General features: G+C 67.2%; 15 protein-coding genes. 7 read left to right on the top strand and 8 right to left on the bottom strand.

Annotation, left to right across the window (positions count from 1 at the left end; all coding sequences use genetic code 11):
* Positions 1 to 60: 60 nt before the first annotated feature.
* The 5 genes from AC5P9L_RS13215 to AC5P9L_RS13195 form a co-directional block, all read right to left on the bottom strand.
* Entirely contained in the window at positions 61 to 255 is a 195-nt protein-coding gene (locus AC5P9L_RS13215) for a hypothetical protein (RefSeq protein ID WP_005409247.1), read from the bottom strand.
* Positions 256 to 325: 70 nt separating this feature from the next.
* Positions 326 to 2098: an ABC transporter transmembrane domain-containing protein gene (locus AC5P9L_RS13210; RefSeq protein ID WP_012479922.1), complete on the bottom strand. Its 1773-nt coding sequence runs from the start codon at positions 2096 to 2098 to the stop codon at positions 326 to 328.
* On the bottom strand, positions 2091 to 2687 hold the full coding sequence (locus AC5P9L_RS13205; RefSeq protein ID WP_005409249.1) for an IMPACT family protein: 597 nt from the start codon (positions 2685 to 2687) through the stop codon (positions 2091 to 2093). Before AC5P9L_RS13205 ends, AC5P9L_RS13210 begins: the two co-directional genes overlap by 8 nt.
* Before the next feature lie 40 nt (positions 2688 to 2727).
* On the bottom strand, positions 2728 to 3753 hold the full coding sequence (locus AC5P9L_RS13200; protein ID WP_099523493.1) for a hypothetical protein: 1026 nt from the start codon (positions 3751 to 3753) through the stop codon (positions 2728 to 2730).
* A complete protein-coding gene (locus tag AC5P9L_RS13195; RefSeq protein ID WP_229295586.1) occupies positions 3750 to 4268 on the bottom strand; it encodes an RNA polymerase sigma factor in 519 nt (172 codons plus the stop codon). Before AC5P9L_RS13195 ends, AC5P9L_RS13200 begins: the two co-directional genes overlap by 4 nt.
* A 292-nt stretch (positions 4269 to 4560) precedes the next feature.
* Between AC5P9L_RS13195 and AC5P9L_RS13190 the strand changes: the two genes are divergently transcribed.
* Positions 4561 to 7359, top strand: a complete 2799-nt coding sequence (locus AC5P9L_RS13190) for a bifunctional diguanylate cyclase/phosphodiesterase (RefSeq protein WP_224119423.1) — start codon at positions 4561 to 4563, stop codon at positions 7357 to 7359.
* A gap of 19 nt (positions 7360 to 7378) precedes the next feature.
* Here the strand turns inward: AC5P9L_RS13190 and AC5P9L_RS13185 are convergent, their stop codons facing one another.
* Both AC5P9L_RS13185 and AC5P9L_RS13180 read right to left on the bottom strand, forming a co-directional pair.
* Complete coding sequence (locus AC5P9L_RS13185; RefSeq protein WP_005409253.1) at positions 7379 to 7972, bottom strand: LOG family protein; 594 nt, start codon at positions 7970 to 7972, stop codon at positions 7379 to 7381.
* Between the two features lie 183 nt (positions 7973 to 8155).
* Positions 8156 to 9652: an aminotransferase class III-fold pyridoxal phosphate-dependent enzyme gene (locus AC5P9L_RS13180; protein ID WP_049395739.1), complete on the bottom strand. Its 1497-nt coding sequence runs from the start codon at positions 9650 to 9652 to the stop codon at positions 8156 to 8158.
* Positions 9653 to 9863: 211 nt separating this feature from the next.
* On the opposite strand from AC5P9L_RS13180, the gene queA reads away from it, so the two are divergent.
* From queA to fabV, 6 genes are all read left to right on the top strand, one after another.
* Positions 9864 to 10931 carry a tRNA preQ1(34) S-adenosylmethionine ribosyltransferase-isomerase QueA gene (gene queA, locus AC5P9L_RS13175; protein WP_012479927.1) on the top strand — a complete coding sequence of 356 codons (1068 nt, stop codon included), beginning with the start codon at positions 9864 to 9866 and terminating at the stop codon, positions 10929 to 10931.
* Positions 10932 to 11108: 177 nt separating this feature from the next.
* The gene (tgt, locus tag AC5P9L_RS13170; protein WP_227415830.1) at positions 11109 to 12239 is read left to right on the top strand and encodes a tRNA guanosine(34) transglycosylase Tgt; all 1131 of its coding nucleotides are present in this window, start codon (positions 11109 to 11111) and stop codon (positions 12237 to 12239) included.
* A gap of 133 nt (positions 12240 to 12372) precedes the next feature.
* Positions 12373 to 12717, top strand: a complete 345-nt coding sequence (gene yajC, locus AC5P9L_RS13165) for a preprotein translocase subunit YajC (RefSeq protein WP_005409257.1) — start codon at positions 12373 to 12375, stop codon at positions 12715 to 12717.
* A 61-nt stretch (positions 12718 to 12778) separates the two neighbouring features.
* Positions 12779 to 14635: a protein translocase subunit SecD gene (gene secD / locus AC5P9L_RS13160; RefSeq protein ID WP_005409258.1), complete on the top strand. Its 1857-nt coding sequence runs from the start codon at positions 12779 to 12781 to the stop codon at positions 14633 to 14635.
* 16 nt (positions 14636 to 14651) lie between these two features.
* Entirely contained in the window at positions 14652 to 15632 is a 981-nt protein-coding gene (gene secF / locus AC5P9L_RS13155) for a protein translocase subunit SecF (RefSeq protein WP_005409259.1), read from the top strand.
* Between the two features lie 693 nt (positions 15633 to 16325).
* Positions 16326 to 17585 carry an enoyl-ACP reductase FabV gene (fabV, locus tag AC5P9L_RS13150; protein WP_012479931.1) on the top strand — a complete coding sequence of 420 codons (1260 nt, stop codon included), beginning with the start codon at positions 16326 to 16328 and terminating at the stop codon, positions 17583 to 17585.
* 107 nt (positions 17586 to 17692) lie between these two features.
* On the opposite strand, the gene AC5P9L_RS13145 is transcribed toward fabV, so the two are convergent.
* A complete protein-coding gene (locus tag AC5P9L_RS13145) occupies positions 17693 to 19762 on the bottom strand; it encodes an EAL domain-containing response regulator (RefSeq protein ID WP_154329364.1) in 2070 nt (689 codons plus the stop codon).
* Positions 19763 to 19812: the final 50 nt, after the last annotated feature.

The following is a 19812-nucleotide window of genomic DNA, read 5'->3' as shown; positions in this document are numbered from 1 at the left end:
GACACCCACCAGAGCGGAGCGGTACGAAATCCGGTGGCGCCGGGCCATGCCCGGCGAACCTCAGATCGTCAGCCTCAGCTCACCGCCACTGGTGGTGAACTCGCGGCCGTCGCGAACCAGCGGCCGTCCATCATCCAGCTCGTAGCGTGGCGTGGCTTCGGAATGGTGCCCGCTGCCATTCGCCTCGGGCTTGAACTCGATGATGATGTGGCTTTCGCCGTTGCTGTCGACGGCGGGGAACTGACGGAACGACATCGTGCACCTCCTTCAGCGGATGCTGCTGTTGCGCGGCCAGCTTGGCCGCGCCGATGTTAGGCGGACGTCATCAATCGATGAACTGCAGGCGTGCAAGTTCAGCGTACAGTCCGCCTTCGGCCAGCAGCTGCGCGTGCGTGCCCTCGGCGACGATGCGGCCCTGGTCCATCACCACGATGCGGTCGGCCTTGAGCACAGTGGCCAGGCGGTGGGCAATGACCAGCGTGGTGCGGCCGGCCATCAGCCGCTCCAGCGCCTGCTGCACGCTGTGCTCGCTCTGCGCGTCCAACGCGCTGGTGGCTTCGTCCAGCAGCAGGATCGGCGCGTCCTTCAGCAGTGCGCGGGCAATCGCCACACGCTGCTGCTGGCCACCGGACAGGCGGGCGCCGCGCTCGCCCAGCTCACTGTCATAGCCCTGCGGCAACGCGCGCAGGAATCCGTCCGCCTCGGCGGCGCGTGCGGCATCTTCCACCTCGCTGTCGCTGGCCTGCAGGCGGCCATAGCGGATGTTGTCGCGCGCGCTGGCGGCAAACAGCGTCGGCTGCTGCGGAACCAGCGCCAGCTGTCCGCGCAGTTCGGCCGGGTCGACCTGGCGCACGTCGATGCCATCCACGCAGATGCGGCCACTGGCCGGATCGTGGAAGCGCAGCAGCATCGACAGCACCGTGCTCTTGCCTGCGCCGGACGGGCCAACCAGGGCCACGGTCTCGCCCGGGCGCACGTGCAGGCTGAAATGGTCCAGCGCCGCCTGGTCTGGCCGCTGCGGGTAATGGAACACCACGTCGTCGAACCGGATCTCGCCCCGCAGCGGCTGCGGCAGCACGTGCGGCTGCGCCGGCGCGCGGATCTCGATGTCTTCCTGCAGCAGTTCGCCGATGCGGCCCATGCCGCCGGCCGCGCGCTGCAGTTCGTTCCAGACTTCGGCCAGCGCACCGACCGAGCCACCACCGATCAGCGCGTACAGCACGAACTGGCCAAGGGTGCCTGCGCTGAGGCGGCCGTCGATGACATCGTGCGCGCCCAGCCACAGCACGCCGACGATGGCGCCGAACACCAGCAGGATGGCGCTGGCGGTGACCAGCGACTGCGCACCGATGCGGCGGCGGGCGGCCTTGATGGCATCGCCCAGTGCATGGTCGAAGCGGCCGCGCTCGTAGGGTTCGCGTGCATGCGCCTGTACCGTCCTTACGGCGCCCAGGGTCTCGCTGGCCAGGCTGTTGGCATCGGCGATGCGGTCCTGGCTGCTGCGCGCGACGGTGCGCAGCTTGCGCGCACCGATGATGATCGGCAGTACCGCAAGCGGAATGCCCAGCAGCGACCACGCCGCCAGCCGCGGGCTGGTGACGAACAGCATCGCCAGGCTGCCGACCACCGTGACGCTGCTGCGCAATGCCACCGACATGGTCGAGCCCACCACGCTGCGCAGCAGCTCACTGTCGGCGGTCAGGCGCGAGACCAGCTCACCGCTGCGGCTGCGGTCATGGAAGCCGGCACCGAGCTGGATGAGGTGTGCGTAGAGGCGGCTGCGCAGGTCAGCCACGACCTTTTCGCCCAGCAGCGACACGAAGTAGAAGCGCGCGGCGGTGGCCAGGGCCAGCACCACGGCCACCAGCATCAGCAGGGCGAAGGCACGGTTGATCTGGCCGCCGCTGCTGAAGCCATGGTCGATCATCTGCTTGACCGCCGGCGGCAGGCTCAGCGTGGCCGCCGAAGACACCGCCAGGGCCATCAGCCAAGCGGTGAACAGGCCACTGTGGCGGCGCACGAACGGCCATAGCGTGCGCAGGCTGCCAAGGCGGCGCAGCGGCGGGGGCGAGGCGGGGGCGCCGTCCTTGTCAGTCATCCTGGTGGTCGTCTTCTATGCGGATACGGTCACGAGTGGCGTCGCGCAGGCGGATTTTCAATGCGTCGACCTGATCGGCCGGCAATTCGACCCGCAGGCACACCCCGTTCGCGTCGAACTGTTCATCGCGCTTCTCCGCGCCGAACCCCGGAAGGGCCGCATGCAGGGTGCCCAGGTCTTCGAAGCCGGCCTGCAGCTGCAGCCGTGCCATGGCGACCAGCGCCAGCCGCGGCGCGGTGCGCAGGCATTCTGCGGCGGCGCCACCGTACGCCCGGACCAGGCCGCCGGCGCCGAGCTTGATGCCACCGAACCAGCGCGTCACCACCACCATCACCCGGTCGAAGCCTTGCCCGTCGATCGCGGCCAGGATCGGCCGCCCGGCGGTGCCTGCCGGCTCGCCATCATCGCTGGAGCGGTAGTCCTGGCCATGCCGGTAGGCCCAGCAGTTGTGCGTGGCGTCGGCCACGGCAACCTGTTGCAGGAACGCCAGCGCTGCGGGGGCGCCGTCGATCGGCGCGGCATGGGCGATGAAGCGGCTGTGTTTGACTTCCAGCGTGTGGCTGACGGGCTGGGCGAGGGTATCGAGCATTCCCGCCATTCTACGGTGTTGCCGGGTACCCCCGCCCGTTTCAGTCGTCCAGCAGCGGGCGCAGGTCGCGCGGCAGGCGCGCTTCCGGATATTGCTGGATGTAGCGTTCCAGGCTGGCGCGGGCGAGGTCGCGCTGGTCCTGATCACGGCGCTCGCGGATTTTCTGCAGCCACTGCCGGCGTGGCAGGCGCGCGTCGGCGTCCACCTCGGCCTGTACGGTATCCGCGCTCAGGCCCGCATCGCTGCCGCGGCGCATGATGCCCGGAGCCGAACGGCTGGGGGCCTCACGCTTCATCGAGGTGATCTCCACCCGATCCAGCGCCTCCGCCCGCGCGACCTCGGCGGCATTGGCTGCCGGTGCCGGTGCAGGTGCAGGTGCCGCGGCCGTGCGTGCTTTCAGTGCCCCGGACGCTGCCGGCGCGAATGCCGGTGCAGGTGCCGGTGCCGAGTAGGCGGCGGATGCCGGTGGCGCAGGCGGCGCTGCGGCCGGTGCTGCCGTCGGCGCTGGCGGGAGGGCCGCAAAGGCGGTATCGGCGGCCGCATCCGCAGCCATTGATCGTGCAGCCTGGGCCGGCGCTTCAGCGGTCTCGGCCGGCGCCGGCTCGGGCGCGCGTGCGATGGCCGGTGCCGGGGCAGCGGCAACAGGGGCGGCCTCGGGTGCTGCGGGCGCAGCGCTTGGTTCGGCGGCCGCCACAGCGCTGTCGGCTGCACTGCGGTCAGCGGCCTGATCGGCAGCCGCAACGTCTTCTGCCGCTGCCGGTGCCGCAGCAACAGCGGCCTCACCGGCCGGAACCGGCGGAGGTTCCGGACGCAGCTGCCAGGCGATGCCGATGGCAAACACCATCGAGGCGGCGATGCCGAACACCGCCGGCCAACGCGAGCGTGTGCGCTGCGTGCGCGGCGCCTCGGGAGAGGCGACCGCATCGGCGGCCGGCGCGTCCACGGCAGCGCGGGCCGCGGCCAGGATGGCGGCGTCCAGTGCGGCGGGCGGAGCCTGCTCGGCGCGACGGCCGAGCAGCCGGGCCAGCTCGCGTTCTTCCGGCGTCAGCGGTTCGTCTCGGTTCATGCGTTCAATCCCGCACGCAGCTTGTCCATCGCATAGCGCAGCCGCGATTTCACGGTTTCCCGGCCTACGCCGGTGATCTGGCCGATCTCCTCCAGGCTCAGTTCCTGATCCAGCCGCAGTTGCAGCACTTCGCGCTGCTCAGGCGGCAGTTGTTCCATCGCCAGCTGGATGCGGCGACGTTGTTCGAATTCGGAAAGCTCGCCTTCCGGGGTCTGCCCATCCTCGATCGCGGCCAGGCGCAGATCGGCATCGGCCGGGGCAGCCGGGCGGTGGCGGGCGGCGCGCCAATGGTCGTTCAGGCGGTTGTGGGCAATGCGGAACAGCCAGGTGCTGAAGGCCGCGTCTGGTTGCCACCCGGCACGGGCGCTGATCACCCGCTGCCAGACGTCCTGGAAGATCTCCTCGGCCAGCGCGGTGTCGCGCAGTTGCCGCAGCAGGAAGCCGAACAGGCGCTTGCGGTGGCGCCCATACAGGCTTTCGAACGCGCGCAGGTCGCCACCGGCCCAGGCCAGCATCAAGGCTTCATCGGTTGGCAGTGCGCTGGCTTCCACGGCGTACAGGGTAAGGCCTGCAGGCGGTGGCGCATAGCCGGTGGCAGGGGCGGGCAGGGAGAGGTTCATGGCATGGAAGCAGCTACGGACAGCACGAAAAACGTACGGGCGCACGATTCGGGGTTTACGGGCTTCCATTGCCCCCCGGGTGGCGCGCTATGCTCGGCGGCTCAGGGGAGGCGACGCACAGACGGCGCCAAGAGATTGTCATTTGTCCACGCATGCTGAATCGGCGGAAGAGCCACTACACGAGGCCGTGTTGAGCACGGCGCTGGTGCGCGCGTTGCATGCGCTTTTGCCGGAAACGGCCGTGGTCCGCGTTGGCTGGGACGACCCGCAGCTGGGGAGTGGCCGAGGGGGCTGGCCCTTGCCTGCGATTGACAGCGCTGCGTCCGTGGAGCCCGCCACCGGCGATGGCCAGCACGGCTGGGAGTATGACGGTGCGCGGCTGCTGCTGTCGGTTGCGGGCGCGGTGCCTTCACCCGCGTGGTGGGGGCTGGCCCGGCAGGCGATGGAGCTGGCGCTGCAGCGCGGCCGCCAGGCCGGCCAGATCAAGGCACTGGAAGAGGCCGAACGGCTGCAGCAGGCCCTGTTCCAGATTGCAGATCTGGCCGGTGCCGACCTGGAAATGCCCGAGATGCTGCGCCACGTGCATGGTGTGCTGGGCACGCTGATGTATGCCGAGAACTGCTACATCGTGGAATACGACGATGTGCGCGACCAGATACGCTTCCTGTACTTCGCCGATCAGGTCGATGACTTCGTCGCCGATCCCACGCAGAGCCATGACGCCAGCGAGATGCCGCGCAGCCTGACCGTGGCGCTGTTGCGCCATGGCAAGCCGCTCAGTGGTCCCTCGCGCAGGCTGCTGGCGCAGGTGATGGAACAGGAGCACGACCCGCAGCGTGGGCCCGAAAGCCTGGACTGGCTGGGCGTGCCGATGCTGCGGGACGGCCGCGTCTGCGGCGCCATCGTGGTTCAGAGCTATGAACAGGCAGCCCGCTATGGCGAGGCCGAGCGCGCATTGCTGGGCTTCGTTGCGCAGCACGTACAGACCGCGATGGACCGGCGCCAGGCGCAGGTGCGGCTGGAGCAGCAGGTGGCGCGGCGCACCCAGGAACTGCAGCGCGCCAACCGCAGCCTGCAGGATGAGGTGGCAGAGCGTCGCCGTGCCGAACAGTTGCAGACCGCGCTGTACAACATCGCCGAGATGGCGATGTCTGCCGACAGCCTGGACCAGTTCTATGGTCAGGTGCATGGGGTGGTCGGGCGCCTGCTCGACGCACGCAATTTCTACATCGCCCTGGTCAACCCGGCCGGCAACGGCCTGGACTTCGTGTATTCGGTGGACGAGCACAATGCCAGCCGCGCGCCACGGCCGTTCAGCCGGGGCCTGACCGAATACGTGGTGCGCAACCGGCGCCCGCTGCTGGCGTCACGCGCGCAGATCGATGCGCTGCTGGCCAGTGGTGAAGTGCGCGAGTCAGGTGCGCGCTCCCATTGCTGGCTGGGCGTGCCGTTGCTGCGCGACGATGAGGTGGTGGGTGCGATCGTGGTGCAGAGCTACAGCGAGAACAGCACGTTCAGCGTGCACGATCAGCGGCTGCTGACCTTCGTTGCGCAGAACATCGGAACCGGGCTTGCGCGCCAGCGCGACCAGCAGCGGCTGCGTTCGGCACATGCCGAGCTGGAAAAGCGCGTTGAGGAACGCACCCGCGAACTGGCCGAGGTCAACGAAAAGCTGCTTGGGCAGATCGGTGAGCGCCTGCGTGCCGAGCAGCGCCTGACCCACCAGGCCATGCACGATGCGCTGACCGGCCTGCCCAACCGCCTGCACCTGCTGGATCGCCTGCAGGATTCACTGGCGCTGGCCAAGCGTGAGGGCGGACCGGTGTTCGCCGTGCTGTTCCTCGATCTGGACCGCTTCAAGCTGGTCAACGACAGCATCGGCCATGCCGCCGGCGACCGCATGCTGGTGGAAGTGGCCAAGCGCATCGTGTCGATGGCAGGTGCCGAAGATGTGGTGGCCCGGCTCGGCGGTGATGAGTTCGCTGTGCTGCTGCAGTGCCCGCAGGGCCTGGCGCAGGCACTGGATTTCGGCCAGCGGCTGCTGCTGGCGTTGCAGGAATCGATGTGGATCGCCGGGCGCGAACTGTTTCCGTCCGGCAGCCTGGGCATTGCCCTGTGGAATCCGCGCTACCGCACCGGAGAAGAGCTGCTGCGCGATGCGGATGCGGCCATGTACCGGGCCAAGGCGCAGGGCCATGACCGCTGTGCGATCTTCGACGAGGACATGCGCGAAGAAGCCATGCGCAGCCTGGACCTGGAAGCCGACCTGCGCCGTGCGATCAACAACCGCGATTTCGTGCCGTTCTACCAGCCGATCGTGCGCTTGTCCGACGGCGAAGTGGTCGGTCACGAGGCGCTGCTGCGCTGGCAGCATGAGCGCCGTGGCCTGCTGCTGCCCGGCGCGTTCCTGGAGCTGGGTGAAGAGAGCGGCCTGATCGAACAGGTGGACTGGCTGATCTACGAGCAGGTCATCGCGGGGCTGGCACGGGGAGGCGAAGGCTACGTCTCGGTGAACGTATCGCCCCGGCATTTCCGCTCGGCAGAGTTCAGTGATCGCCTGTTCGGCCTGCTCGACAGCTGTGGTGCCGATCCGCGCCGGCTGCGCCTGGAAATCACCGAGGTGGCGTTGCTGGACGACGGCCCGCACACGCTGCGTATCCTGCAGGGCCTGCGCGAGCGCGGCATCCAGGTGCAGCTGGACGATTTCGGTACCGGGTTCTCCGCGCTGTCCTACCTCCACCGTTTCCCGATCAGCACGCTGAAGATCGACCAGAGCTTCATCGCTGGCCTGCACGGTCCGGAAGTGCAGAGTACGCGGGCGCTGGTGGAAGGCGTGCTGTCGCTGGCGCGCACGCTGGGCATTGAGACCATCGGCGAAGGCATCGAGACCGACGCGCAGCGGCAAACCCTGCGTGAACTGGGCTGCGACTACGGCCAGGGCTACCTGCTGGGGCGGCCCGCGCCGTGGGCGCACGCGGCGGGCTGAGCCACCGCGTGCAGCCGCATCATCGCAGGGCGGCGCGGCGCTTCTCGTCGATCCACTTCGAGGCCTGGGCCGGCTGGTAGTTCTTCATCCACTCCAGCATCTCTTCGATGTCCGAGCCGTACCACAGGTCCTGGCGCTGGTCCGGATGCAGGAAGCGTTCTTCCACCATGCGGTCGATCATGCCGATCAGCGGGGCGTAGAAGCCGTCCACATCGAGGAATGCGCATGGCTTGTTGCCGATGCCCAGCTGGCGCCAGGTCAGCATCTCGAAGATCTCTTCCATGGTGCCGAAGCCGCCGGGCAGGGCGACGAAACCGTCGGCAAGATCGAACATGCGCGACTTGCGCTCATGCATCGAACCGACGATCTCCAGTTCGGTCAGGCCACGGTGGGCCACTTCCCAGTCGGCCAGCTGGCGCGGGATCACGCCGGTCACCTCGCCGCCAGCGGCGAGCACGGCATTGGCCACGGTTCCCATCAGGCCGACGTTGCCGCCGCCATACACCAGGCGCAGGCCGTCGCGGGCGATGCGGTCACCCAGGGCAATGGCGCGTTCGGTGTAGGCCGGCTTGCTGCCAGCGTTGGAACCACAGTACACACAGATCGATTTCATGGATCTTCCTGTCTCTTGGCCGGAAACGAAAACGCCCCGTCGCCAACCGCAGGGCGGTCGGGGACGGGGTGTCCTTGGATTATGAGCCCTTCTGTAGAGCCGAGCCATGCTCGGCTGCTCTTCGTTCAGATCGCGACAAAGGCCGAGTCGAGCACGGCTCGACTCTACAAACGCCAAGCAGACTTACGCGGCAGCGGCCTGCTCGCGGCGCGGGCCTTCACGCAGGGCGCGGCCGACCATGCCCACCAGCAGGTCCAGCTCCTCGCTGTCCATGCCGAAGTGCGGGGTGAAGCGCAGCGAGTTCTCGCCGCCGTGGATCACGTTGATGCCGTGCTGACGCAGCCATTCCTCGGTCGAGTTGGCACCGTAGCACTTGAACTGCGGGGCCAGCTCGCAGGAGAACAGCAGACCGGTGCCCTGCACCTTGGTGATCAGCCCGCCCAGCTCGTTCTTCAGCTGTTCCAGCTTGTGCACGGCCTCGGCACCGCGTTCGGCGATGTTGGCGCGCACCTGCGGGGTCAGCTGGGCCAGGGTGGCGCAGGCCACGTCCAGCGCACGCGGGTTGCTGGTCATGGTATTGCCATAGATGCCCTTGCGGTACAGCTGCGCGGCATGCTCGGTCACCGCCAGCACCGACAGCGGGTACTGCGCGGCGTTGAGGGCCTTGGAATAGGTCTCCATGTCCGGCGGGTCGAGGCCTTCGAAGCCCGGGTAATCGACCACCGACAGCACGCCATGCGCGCGCAGGCCGGCCTGGATCGAGTCGAGCAGCAGCAGGCTGCCGTGGGCACGGGTCAGTTCGCGGGCAACGGCATAGAACGACGGCGGCACCGAACGCCCCGGGTCGCCTTCGCCCATCACCGGTTCCAGGAACACCGCCTCGATGAACCACTGGTTGCGTGCGGCGTCCTCGAACACCTTGCGCAGGCCGGCTTCGTCGTACGGCGCCACGGTGATCACGGAGTCCTCACCGCGGTAGCTGGCCAGGTGCTGCATGTAGCTCTTGCGGCTGGAATCGGAATACAGGGCAGGGCGGTCGGTACGGCCATGGAAGCTGCCCTTGACCACCACGCGCTTGATCGCAGCGCCAGCGTGGCGCGCACCCGGGTCGGTCTGCAGCTTGGCGTTGACATCGGCGATGCGGGCGGCCAGGCCAACCGCTTCGGAACCGGAATTCAGGCACATGAAACGGGCGAACGGGCAGCCGCCACGGCGGTGGCCGATCTCGGCGCGCAGGGCGGTGATGAAGCGCTGCTGCGACAGGCTGGGGGTCATGATGTTGGCCATCACCTGCGGGCGGGCCATCGCCTCCAGCACGGCGTCAGGGGTGTGCCCGAAGCCGAGCATGCCGTAGCCGCCGGCGTCGTACAGCACGGCGCCCTTCAGGGTGACCACCCATGGGCCGCGCGCAGCCAGTGCCACGTACGGGGTCACCGCGTCATCGGCATAGAAATTGACGAAACCGTCCTGCATCGCGTCGATCTGCGCCTGTTCGTCCTGCGCCAGCAGCGGCCCCAGGTCGGCCTGCACGCGTGCGAATTCCTCGGCAGCGGCGTCCACCGCAGCGATCAGCTGCGGATGGTTGGCGGACAGGGCGGTCAGGGTGGCATCGTCCAGCCCGGTGGTGAGACGGGTGCCGGGCTGGCTGCGCAGGGGGGCGAGGCGTTCGATGAAGCTCATTGCAGATCTCCTGAAACAATGGGTCGCACGGGTCTTCAAAAGCAAAACGCGCGTCATCACGCGCGCTTGGGGGCAGGCTCGTGCAGCGGACTTCCGGCTCGATGCTAGCACTTGTTTTTTTGCGCGATAACCCCGCAGAAACCTGTTGCATAGCAGCATTTTCCGCGACGTTCGCCGCGAAGCACGCCGGCTCGCAGACGCTGGACGTACAATGCGCGCCATTGTCGACCTGTTGCCGCCCACTGCCTTGAAGAAGTCCGATTTCCATTACGACCTGCCGGCTGAACTGATCGCGCAGGCCCCGCTGGCCGAACGTTCCGCAAGCCGCCTGCTGCTGGTACCGCCGGCGCCCGATGCCTTCACCGACCTGCAGGTGCGCGACCTGCCGTCGCTGCTGCAGCCGGGCGACCTGCTGGTGTTCAACGACACCCGGGTGATCCCGGCGCGCCTGTTCGGGCAGAAGGCCAGCGGTGGCCGCGTGGAGATACTGATCGAGCGCCTGCTGGGCGGCCAGCAGGCACGTGCCCAGGTGGGCGCCAGCAAGTCACCGAAGGCCGGCAGTCGCATCGCGCTGGATGCCGGCGGTGAAGCAGAAGTGCTGGGCCGCGATGGCGAGTTCTACGTACTGCAGTTCCATGTGCCGGAATCGCTGGAACAGTGGCTGCTGCACGCCGGCCGCCTGCCGCTGCCGCCGTACATCCAGCGCGAGCCGGGCGTGGACGACCGCGAGCGCTACCAGACCGTGTTCGCGCGCGAAGTGGGCGCGGTGGCGGCGCCGACCGCCGGCCTGCATTTCGACGAACCGCTGCTGGCCGCGCTGAAGGACAAGGGCGTGGAGTTCGGCCACGTCACCCTGCACGTGGGTGCAGGCACCTTCCAGCCGGTGCGTGCCGATGACCTGAAGGACCACGTGATGCACCGCGAGTGGCTGAACGTCGGCGCCGAGCTGGTGCAGCAGGTGCGGCGCACGCGCGCCGCCGGTGGCCGGGTGATCGGCGTCGGCACCACCGTGGTGCGCGCGCTGGAAAGCGCGATGCGTGATGGCGAACTGCTGCCGTTTGCCGGTGAAACGCAGATCTTCATCACCCCGGGCTACCGCATCCGCAGCGTCGACGCGATGGTGACCAACTTCCACCTGCCGGAAAGCACCCTGCTGATGATGATTTCCGCGTTTGCCGGCAAGGAGCGCGTGTTCGAGGCCTACCGGCACGCGATCGAGCAGCGCTACCGCTTCTTCAGCTACGGCGACGCGATGCTGCTGTTCCCGCAGGCAGGGTAGGGCGCTGACCTCTGCCTGCTTGTGGTGGGTGCGCACCGTTGGTGCGCACTTGCAGGTGCCTGGAGACCAGGAAAGCCACGCATGGCGTGGCTCTACTGCCGTGCCGTTCAGGCCTGAATGGGCGGTCGAGCCGGTTTTGGGAGACAATGAGCAACTATTTGCCTGAATGACCGCTCCATGTCCCGACTGCAGTTCCAGCTCCAGACCCGCGACGGCCGTGCCCGCCGTGGCCGCCTGACCTTCCCGCGTGGCACGGTGGAAACACCGGCCTTCATGCCGGTCGGGACCTATGGCTCGGTCAAGGGCATCCTGCCGGACCAGGTGCGTGCGCTGGGCGCCGAGATCATCCTCGGCAACACCTTCCACCTGTACCTGCGCCCGGGCCTGGACATCATTGCCGACCACGGCGGCCTGCACGGCTTCTGCCGCTGGGATGGCCCGATCCTGACCGACTCCGGTGGCTTCCAGGTCTTCTCTCTGGCCCACCGCCGCAAGATCACCGAGCAGGGCGTGACCTTTGCCTCGCCCACCGACGGCGCCCGTGTGTTCCTGGGCCCGGAAGAGAGCATGAAGATCCAGAAGGCGCTCGATTCGGACGTGGTGATGATCTTCGACGAGTGCACCCCGTACCCGGCCACCGAGGATGTGGCGCGCCGGTCGATGGAGCTGAGCCTGCGCTGGGCCCAGCGCAGCCGCAACGCGCATGACGAGCTGGGCAATGACGCGGCCCTGTTCGGCATCGTCCAGGGCGGCGTGCACACCGACCTGCGCAGCCGCTCAGCCGAGGCCCTGCAGGCGATCGGCTTCGACGGCTATGCCATCGGCGGCCTGGCTGTGGGCGAGCCGGAGCACGAGCGCAACGCCATGCTCGACCACCTGGACCCGGAGCTGCCAAGCGACCGTCCGCGCTACCTGATGGGTGTGGGCCGGCCGGAGGACCTGGTCGAGGGTGTCGCACGTGGCGTGGACATGTTCGACTGCGTGATGCCGACGCGCAACGCCCGCAACGGCCACTATTTCACCTCGTTCGGCACCGTTCGCATCCGAAATTCCCAGTACGCGCGGGACATGGACCCGATCGAGCCGGGCTGCGGCTGCGTGGCCTGCACCGGCGGTTACACGCGTTCCTACCTGCGCCACCTGGACCGCTGCAACGAGATGCTGGCGCCGATGCTCGGTACCCTGCACAACCTGTTCTATTACGAAAAGCTGATGGCCGACATCCGCGCGGCCATCGAGGCGGGAACCTTCCTGGCCTTCCGCGAGTCCTTCTACGCGGCACGCGGGGCGGTGGCCCCGCCCCTGTAACCCGAATGCCCCTGCCAAACGGCCCAAGGACGAACGCTCGGGGCCGTGGCATACTTCAAGGCTGACCCAGATCCGCGGTCGACACCTCGTGCCCGTGAAAGGGCCGAAGCGCCGCCCAACCAAAGGACCAACGATGAACCTGCTTGCTTTCCTGATTCCCGCCGCCCACGCCCAGGCCGCCGGCGGCCAACCGCAGGGCATGGGCCTGACCACGCTGCTGTTCCCGGTCATCCTGATCGCCATCATGTACTTCCTGATGATCCGCCCGCAGATGAAGCGGCAGAAGGAGCACAAGGCCATGCTGGAGAAGATCAAGCGTGGCGATGAAGTGCTGACCAACGGCGGCATCGCCGGCATCGTCACCGACATCGGCGACAACTTCATCACCATTGAAGTGGCTGACAACGTGCGCATCCGCGTGCAGAAGGGCGCTGTCGGCAACGTGCTGCCGGCCGGTACCCTGAAGTCGGCCCAGTAAGCCACTCCCTTTCCGATGCACAACCGCGGCGCCGGGGATGGCGCCGCGCGGGACCCAAGCAATGCTCGAATTTCCACGCTGGAAGTACGTCGTCATCCTGATCGTACTGGCGCTCAGCGCGCTGTACGCGCTGCCCAACATCTACCAGAAGGACCCGGCCCTCCAGATCACCGCCAACCGTGGCGGGCAGATCGACGATGCGCTGCGCGACCGTGTGCTGGCCGACCTGAAGACGGCCGGAGTCACCCCCGTCGGTGTCGAGAAGGAAGGGGAAAGCCTGATTGTCCGCCTGCCGGACCTGAAGGCGCAGTCCGCTGCCAGCGACGCCCTGCGCGACACCGTCGGCGAAAAGTACACCGTGGCCCTGAACCTGGCCTCGACCGTGCCGGACTGGCTGGCCAACCTCGGCGGTCGCCCGATGGTGCTGGGCCTGGACCTGCAGGGTGGTGTGCACTTCGTGCTGCAGGTCGACCAGAAGGCCGCCCTCGACAAGCGCCTGGACGCCTACACCGAAGACGTGCGCAGCACCCTGCGTGACGCGCGCATCGCGTACCAGTCGGTGGAGCGTCGCGCGGACAACAGCATCGTGGCCAACCTGAGCCCGTCCGCCGGTGATGACGCCGCACAGCGTGCCCGTGCGGCGCTGGTGAAGGCGCAGCCGACGCTCGGCTACGACGTCAGCGGCAACCGAATCACGGTGACCGTGCCGGAGACCGAGATCGCGCAGATCGCCAATGGCGCCATCGAGCAGAACATCAACACCCTGCGCAACCGCGTGAACCAGCTCGGCGTCGCCGAGCCGATCATCCAGCGCCAGGGTGCCGACCGCGTGGTCGTGCAGCTGCCCGGCGTGCAGGACACTGCCGAAGCCAAGCGCATGATCGGCGCCACCGCCACCCTGGAATACCGCGCGGTGGTCGAGGGCAATGCCCAGGACGCCATCGACTCCGGCCGCATTCCGCCGGAAGCGAAGGTCTATCAGCGCCGTGACGGCGGCGGTCCGATCCTGCTGAACAAGCGCGTGATCGTCACCGGCGACCAGATGGTCGGCGCGCAGGCGGTGACCGACTCCACCAGTGGTGCCCCGGCGGTCAGCGTGACGCTGAACAACGTCGGCGGCCAGCGCATGTTCGACTTCACCAGCGCCAACGTGAACAAGCCGATGGCGGTGGTGTATACCGAACGCGTGCCGACCGTGACCCTGGTTGACGGCCAGGAAGTGCGTGGCTTCAAGGTCAATGAGGAAGTGATCTCGGTGGCCAACATCAACGGCGTGTTCGGCAAGAACTTCCAGACCACCGGCCTGCAGAAGAAGGAAGCCGACGACCTGGCCAAGCTGCTGAAGTCCGGCTCGCTGGCCGCGCCGATGGACTTCGTCGAAGAGCGTGTGGTCGGCCCGAGCCTCGGCGCCGAGAACGTCAAGAACGGCATGCGCGCAGTGGTGTTCGCGTTCCTGTTCACCCTGGTGTTCTTCAGCGTGTACTACCGCATGTTCGGCGTGATCACCTCGGCAGCGATGCTGTTCAACCTGCTGATCGTGGTGGCGGTGATGTCGCTGTTTGGCGCGACCATGACCCTGCCGGGCTTCGCCGGCCTGGCGCTGTCGGTGGGCCTGTCGGTGGACGCCAACGTGCTGATCAACGAGCGTATCCGTGAAGAGCTGCGTGCCGGCGTGCCGGGCAAGACCGCGATCGTGACCGGTTACGAGCGTGCCTCGGGCACCATTCTCGACGCCAACCTGACCGGCCTGATCGTCGGTGTGGCGCTGTTCGCATTCGGTACCGGTCCGCTGAAGGGCTTCGCACTGACCATGATCATCGGTATTTTCGCCTCCATGTTCACCGCGATCACCGTGTCGCGTGCGCTGGCGACGCTGATCTACGGCCGTCGCAAGAAGCTCCAGAACGTGGCCATCTGACGGGACGACACGCACAATGAAACTGTTTCCGCTGCACATCCTCCCGAACGACACCAAGATCGACTTCATGCGCTGGCGCCATGTCGCCATGGCAGTCACCATCGTGGTGTTCCTGGCCTCGGTCGCCATCATCGGCATCAAGGGCTTCAACTATGCGCTGGACTTCACCGGCGGCACCCTGATCGAAGCCCGCTTCGACAAGCCGGTGGACGTCGAGCAGGTCCGCAACAAGCTCGAGCAGAGTGGCTTTGAGGGCGCCCAGGTCCAGAGCGTCGGTGGCAACACCGACCTGCTGATCCGCCTGGCCCCGCACGGTGAGCATGCGCCGGGTACCGGTGACGCCGCCGCCGAGGACAAGGCCACCGCTGCCGCCGTGGTGAAGGCGCTGTCTTCTGCAGACAACCAGGCCACCGTGCTGCGCAACGAGTTCGTCGGCCCGCAGATCGGCAAGGATCTGGCGATGAATGGCCTGTACGCGACCATCTTCATGCTGGCCGGCTTCCTGATCTACATCGCGGTGCGCTTCGAGTGGAAGTTCGCGGTCACTGCCAGCATCGTGGCGATGTTCGACCTGATCGTGACGGTGGCTTACGTGTCCCTGCTGGGTCGTGAGTTCGACCTGACCGTGCTGGCCGGCCTGCTGTCGGTGATGGGCTTTGCGATCAACGACATCATCGTGGTCTTCGACCGCGTCCGCGAGAACTTCCGCAGCCTGCGCGTGGACTCGATGGAAGTGCTGAACCGTTCGATCAACCAGACGCTGTCGCGTACGGTGATCACCGCGGTGATGTTCTTCCTGTCGGCGCTGGCGCTGTACATGTACGGCGGCAGCTCGATGGAAGGCCTGGCCGAGACGCACATGATCGGTGCGGTGATTGTGGTGCTGTCCTCGATCCTGGTGGCGGTGCCGATGCTGACGATCGGCTTCCTGCGCGTCAGCAAGCAGGACCTGCTGCCGAAGGCGAAGGACGTCGAGGCCCTGGCCCGTCGCCCGTAAGCGTTCGCGCTGCACGCAATGCACAGAGAACCCCGCGCAAGCGGGGTTTTTTGTTGGCAGGGCTTGCAGCCCTGCACCTGCAGAGGCAACAGCAACAGCAACAGCGGGCATTCCGTGGATTGGTGGGGCGGTGTCGGAGTGCGGGGGCGCCGCAAGTACGTCCCTGTAGGCTTGGCAGCCGTATCCATGCGGCTGACACCCCGCACTCCGACACCGCCCCACCTTTGACAGATTCCTGCGGCTGTCGGTAGGTGTCGACCTTGGTCGACACATCTGTCAGATATCGAATGAATTCAACCGTGTCGACCAAGGTCGACACCTACCAAGGCCGCACGCCGTTCCAACAGATCGCGGAAGTCTGTCGAAGGCGGGGTGGGTCCGGTTGAGGGGGCGTGAGCCGCATGGATGCGGCGACCGAGCTTACATGGACGTACTTGCAGCGTCCCCCTCAACCGGACCCACCCCCCCCACCCCCAGGAACCCAGCTTTTGACGTTGCTGTTGAGGTTGCCGGCCAGCGGCCGGCACTACCGCAGGTGCAGGGTGCAACCCTGCAAAAGAAACACCACCCTACGCCAGCGTCGGTTGTGCATTCGGCCCCCGCGCACTACGATCCTGCGGTTCGCGCGCGCAGGCGCGCACCCGTATTCCTGCTGAGCGCCCCGCGCGCCGCATCTGCCAACCCGAGGTATCCATGGTCATCAAACCGCGCGTCCGCGGCTTCATCTGCGTCACCACCCACCCGACCGGCTGCGAGGCCGCGGTCAAGCAGCAGATCGACTACATCCGCGCGCGTCCGCCGATCCAGAACGGCCCCAAGCGCGTGCTGGTGATCGGCGCCTCCACCGGCTACGGCCTGGCTGCGCGCATCACCGCTGCCTTCGGCAGCGGCGCCGCGACTCTGGGCATCTTCTTCGAGCGCCCGGGTACCGAATCCAAGCCGGGCACCGCGGGCTGGTACAACTCGGCTGCGTTCCACAAGTACGCCGACGAAGCCGGCCTGTACGCCAAGAGCATCAACGGCGATGCCTTCTCCGATGAAGTGAAGGCGAAGACCATCGAAATGATCAAGGCCGATCTCGGCCAGGTCGACCAGGTCGTCTACAGCCTGGCGGCGCCGCGTCGCAAGCACCCCAAGACCGGTGAAGTCATCAGCTCCACGCTGAAGCCGATCGGCGAGCCGATCACCCTGCGCGGCCTGGATACCGACAAGGAAGTAATCACGGAAACCACCCTGCAGCCGGCTACCCCGGAAGAGATCGCTGGCACCGTCGCGGTGATGGGTGGCGAAGACTGGCAGATGTGGATCGACGCGCTGGCCGACGCCGGCGTGCTGGCCAACGGCTGCACCACCACGGCCTTCACCTACGTGGGCGAAGAGATCACCCAAGCGATTTACTGGAACGGCTCGATCGGCGCCGCCAAGAAGGACCTGGACACCAAGGTGCTGGGCCTGCGTGAGAAGCTGGCGAAAATCGGCGGCGACGCGCGCGTGTCGGTGCTGAAGGCCGTGGTCACCCAGGCCAGCTCGGCCATTCCGACCATGCCGCTCTACCTGTCGCTCCTGTTCAAGGTGATGAAGGAAAAGGGCACCCACGAAGGCTGCATCGAGCAGCTGGACGTGCTGTACGACATCCTCTACGGCGGCAAGGCCGACGGCGTGGCGATCGATCGCCTGCGCCACGATCTGGTCGATGGCGATGGCCATACCGTCGCGCTGGTCGACGAGGAAGGCCGCCTGCGTGCCGACTACAAGGAAATGGCGGCAGACGTGCAGGGCAAGGTGGTCGCGCTGTGGCCGCAGGTCACCAATGAGAACCTGTACGAGATCAGCGACCTGGCCGGCTACAAGGCCGACTTCCTGCGCCTGTTCGGTTTTGGCGTGGAGGGTGTCGACTACGAGGCCGACGTCAATCCGGACGTGAAGATCGATAATCTGGTCGACATGACCTGACCAATGAAAAGGCCGGCGAAAGCCGGCCTTCTCTTTTGGTGGGGCCGGCCGCTGGCCGGCAACCCTGGGTACCAAAGGCTGCCGGCCAGCGGCCGGCACTACCGCGGTCACCCGAACTCGAACCCCATCTCCGGCAGCGCCGGGCCGACGAAGTCGCCCTGCACGTAATCCACGCCGGCACTGAACAGCAGGGTCATCGAATTGGCGTCGCTGACGAACTCGGCGATGGTGCGGATGCCGGCCTCCTGTGCGCGTGCGGTGATCTGGCTGATGCGGTCGATGTTCTCGCGGGTGGCCGCCAGATCGCTGGTGAAACCGCGGTCCAGCTTGAGGAACTGCGGCTGGAAGTGGGCGAGCAGCTGGAACGAGTCCAATCCCGAACCGAACTGCTCCAGGCCGATGCGGCAGCCCAGTGGCGCCACTTCGGCAAGGAACTGCTGCGCACTGCGCAGGTGGGTGAACACCTTCGCTTCCGGCGCATGCAGCCACAGCCGTTCGCCGGGCACGCCCTGCACCTGCAGCTCGCGCCGCAGGGTGGCGATCATCTCTGGGTCGTCGAACGATTCCGGCGTCACCTTCACCAGTACCTGGGTGGCGTGGCCCTGGCGTGCGCGCTGACCCAGTACGGCGATGGCCTGCGAAACCACCCAGCGGTTGATCTCCGCCAGCAGGCCGTACTCCTCGGCGATGCCCAGGAACGCGGTCGGGCTCAGCAGTTCGCCATTGTGCTCCAGGCGCAGGTAGGCCTCGTACAGCTCCAGCGGCTCGCCCTGCAGGTTCAGCACCGGCTGGTAGTGCAGCTGGAAGCCGTCGCCGGCCAGTGCTTCACGGATACGGGTGACCCAGCGCAGAACGCGTTCTTCCTCGACGCGGTCGGCCGCAGCCGGGTCGAAGATGCGGCAGGTATTCCCCAGTTCGGCGGCGGCATGCGTGCACTCGCTGGCGCGTGCGAGCACCTGGCCGATGCTGGCGATCTTCTCGCCCACCTGCACGCCACCGATGCTGACCGTCACCGTGGCCGAGCGCGCGCCGATGCTGAACACATGCGCTGCATACGCTTCGCGGATGCGCTCGGCCAGTGCCACGGTCTGCGCGTAGGGCCCGGCCTGCAGCACGGCGAAATTGTGTTCGCCGAAACGGGCCAGCTGCGCGTCCTCGCCAACGACCTCGGCCAGCAGGCCGGCAAGGGCACCGATCAGCGCGTCGGCCGAGGCCAGGCCGATGTCCGGCAGCAGGCGCGCATAGTGGTCCGGCTCGATCAGCAGCAGGCCGAACTGGCCTTCGCTGCGCCCGGCCTGTGCCACTGCGCTTTCCAGCTGCAGCATGAAGGTCGGGCGGTTGAGCAGGCCCGTGACCTGATCGCGCTGGCGCAGGTCCTCGACCTCGCGGGCCAGCTCCGGATCGAACTCCATGCGGCGGCGAAGCACCACCTGCAGGCAGGATTCGCCTTCGTAGGTGGCGGCGGTGAATTCCATGGTTGCCGCGAACGTACTGCCATCCTCGTGGCGGGCATCGAGCTGGTACTGCGGCGGCGGCGCCTCGCCACGGCTCAGGCCCTTCAGCAGCTGCTTGAAGCCTTCCACATGCTGCGCGGCGACCATGTCCAGCAGCGAGATGCCTTCGATGTCGTCGAACTGCTCGTAGCCGAACATTTCCAGGTAGGCATCGTTGGCGCGGATGTGCATGCCTTCGTGCACGTAGGCGATGGGATCGCGCGAAGAGGCGATCAGCGCATCGCAGCGGCGCTCGGTCTCGCGCATCTGCGCTTCGATGCGGCGCAGGCCGCGACGGGCCTGCAGGTCCACCCATTGGTCGCGGACCACGGCCAACAGATGCTCGGAGCGCTGGCGCAGGGCGAGGGCACGGATGCCGTGGCTGCTGGCCTGCACCAGCTCGTCCTCGTCGATGCGATCGGCCAGCAGCACCAGCGGAATGTCCTTGCCGCTGGCGGCGATGTGCTGGGCCACCAGCGGCAGCGGGATGCCCTGCGAGGGGGATGCCAGCACCAGGTCGATGGCCTGGCTGGACAGCACCTGGGACAGCTCGGCCGCATCCTGTGGACGCCAAGGGCGCACCGCGATGCCGCTGTTGCGCAGCGTGCTGACGATGGCTTCGGCATTCTCGCCGCTGTCATCGACGATCAGCAGGCGGATGGTGATGTCGTTCGCGTTCTGCATGCACTGCTCCCCAATCTGCGAATCTAGATACACGATGCGCGGCGAACCGT

This window comes from Stenotrophomonas sp. YJH_SMC_64, from assembly GCF_059371375.1.
This window is presented reverse-complemented; position numbering and strand designations above follow the sequence as displayed.

What these genes read in the sequence shown, in the direction of transcription:
- secF (WP_005409259.1), top strand. Translation starts at nt 14,652, where the DNA reads ATGAAACTGTTTCCGCTGCACATCCTCCCGAACGACACCAAGATCGAC.
- AC5P9L_RS13180 (WP_049395739.1), bottom strand. Translation starts at nt 9,652, where the DNA reads ATGAGCTTCATCGAACGCCTCGCCCCCCTGCGCAGCCAGCCCGGCACC.
- fabV (WP_012479931.1), top strand. Translation starts at nt 16,326, where the DNA reads ATGGTCATCAAACCGCGCGTCCGCGGCTTCATCTGCGTCACCACCCAC.
- yajC (WP_005409257.1), top strand. Translation starts at nt 12,373, where the DNA reads ATGAACCTGCTTGCTTTCCTGATTCCCGCCGCCCACGCCCAGGCCGCC.
- AC5P9L_RS13215 (WP_005409247.1), bottom strand. Translation starts at nt 255, where the DNA reads ATGTCGTTCCGTCAGTTCCCCGCCGTCGACAGCAACGGCGAAAGCCAC.
- AC5P9L_RS13185 (WP_005409253.1), bottom strand. Translation starts at nt 7,972, where the DNA reads ATGAAATCGATCTGTGTGTACTGTGGTTCCAACGCTGGCAGCAAGCCG.
- AC5P9L_RS13145 (WP_154329364.1), bottom strand. Translation starts at nt 19,762, where the DNA reads ATGCAGAACGCGAACGACATCACCATCCGCCTGCTGATCGTCGATGAC.
- secD (WP_005409258.1), top strand. Translation starts at nt 12,779, where the DNA reads ATGCTCGAATTTCCACGCTGGAAGTACGTCGTCATCCTGATCGTACTG.
- queA (WP_012479927.1), top strand. Translation starts at nt 9,864, where the DNA reads ATGCGCGCCATTGTCGACCTGTTGCCGCCCACTGCCTTGAAGAAGTCC.
- AC5P9L_RS13195 (WP_229295586.1), bottom strand. Translation starts at nt 4,268, where the DNA reads ATGCTGGCCTGGGCCGGTGGCGACCTGCGCGCGTTCGAAAGCCTGTAT.
- AC5P9L_RS13205 (WP_005409249.1), bottom strand. Translation starts at nt 2,687, where the DNA reads ATGCTCGATACCCTCGCCCAGCCCGTCAGCCACACGCTGGAAGTCAAA.
- tgt (WP_227415830.1), top strand. Translation starts at nt 11,109, where the DNA reads ATGTCCCGACTGCAGTTCCAGCTCCAGACCCGCGACGGCCGTGCCCGC.
- AC5P9L_RS13200 (WP_099523493.1), bottom strand. Translation starts at nt 3,753, where the DNA reads ATGAACCGAGACGAACCGCTGACGCCGGAAGAACGCGAGCTGGCCCGG.
- AC5P9L_RS13210 (WP_012479922.1), bottom strand. Translation starts at nt 2,098, where the DNA reads ATGACTGACAAGGACGGCGCCCCCGCCTCGCCCCCGCCGCTGCGCCGC.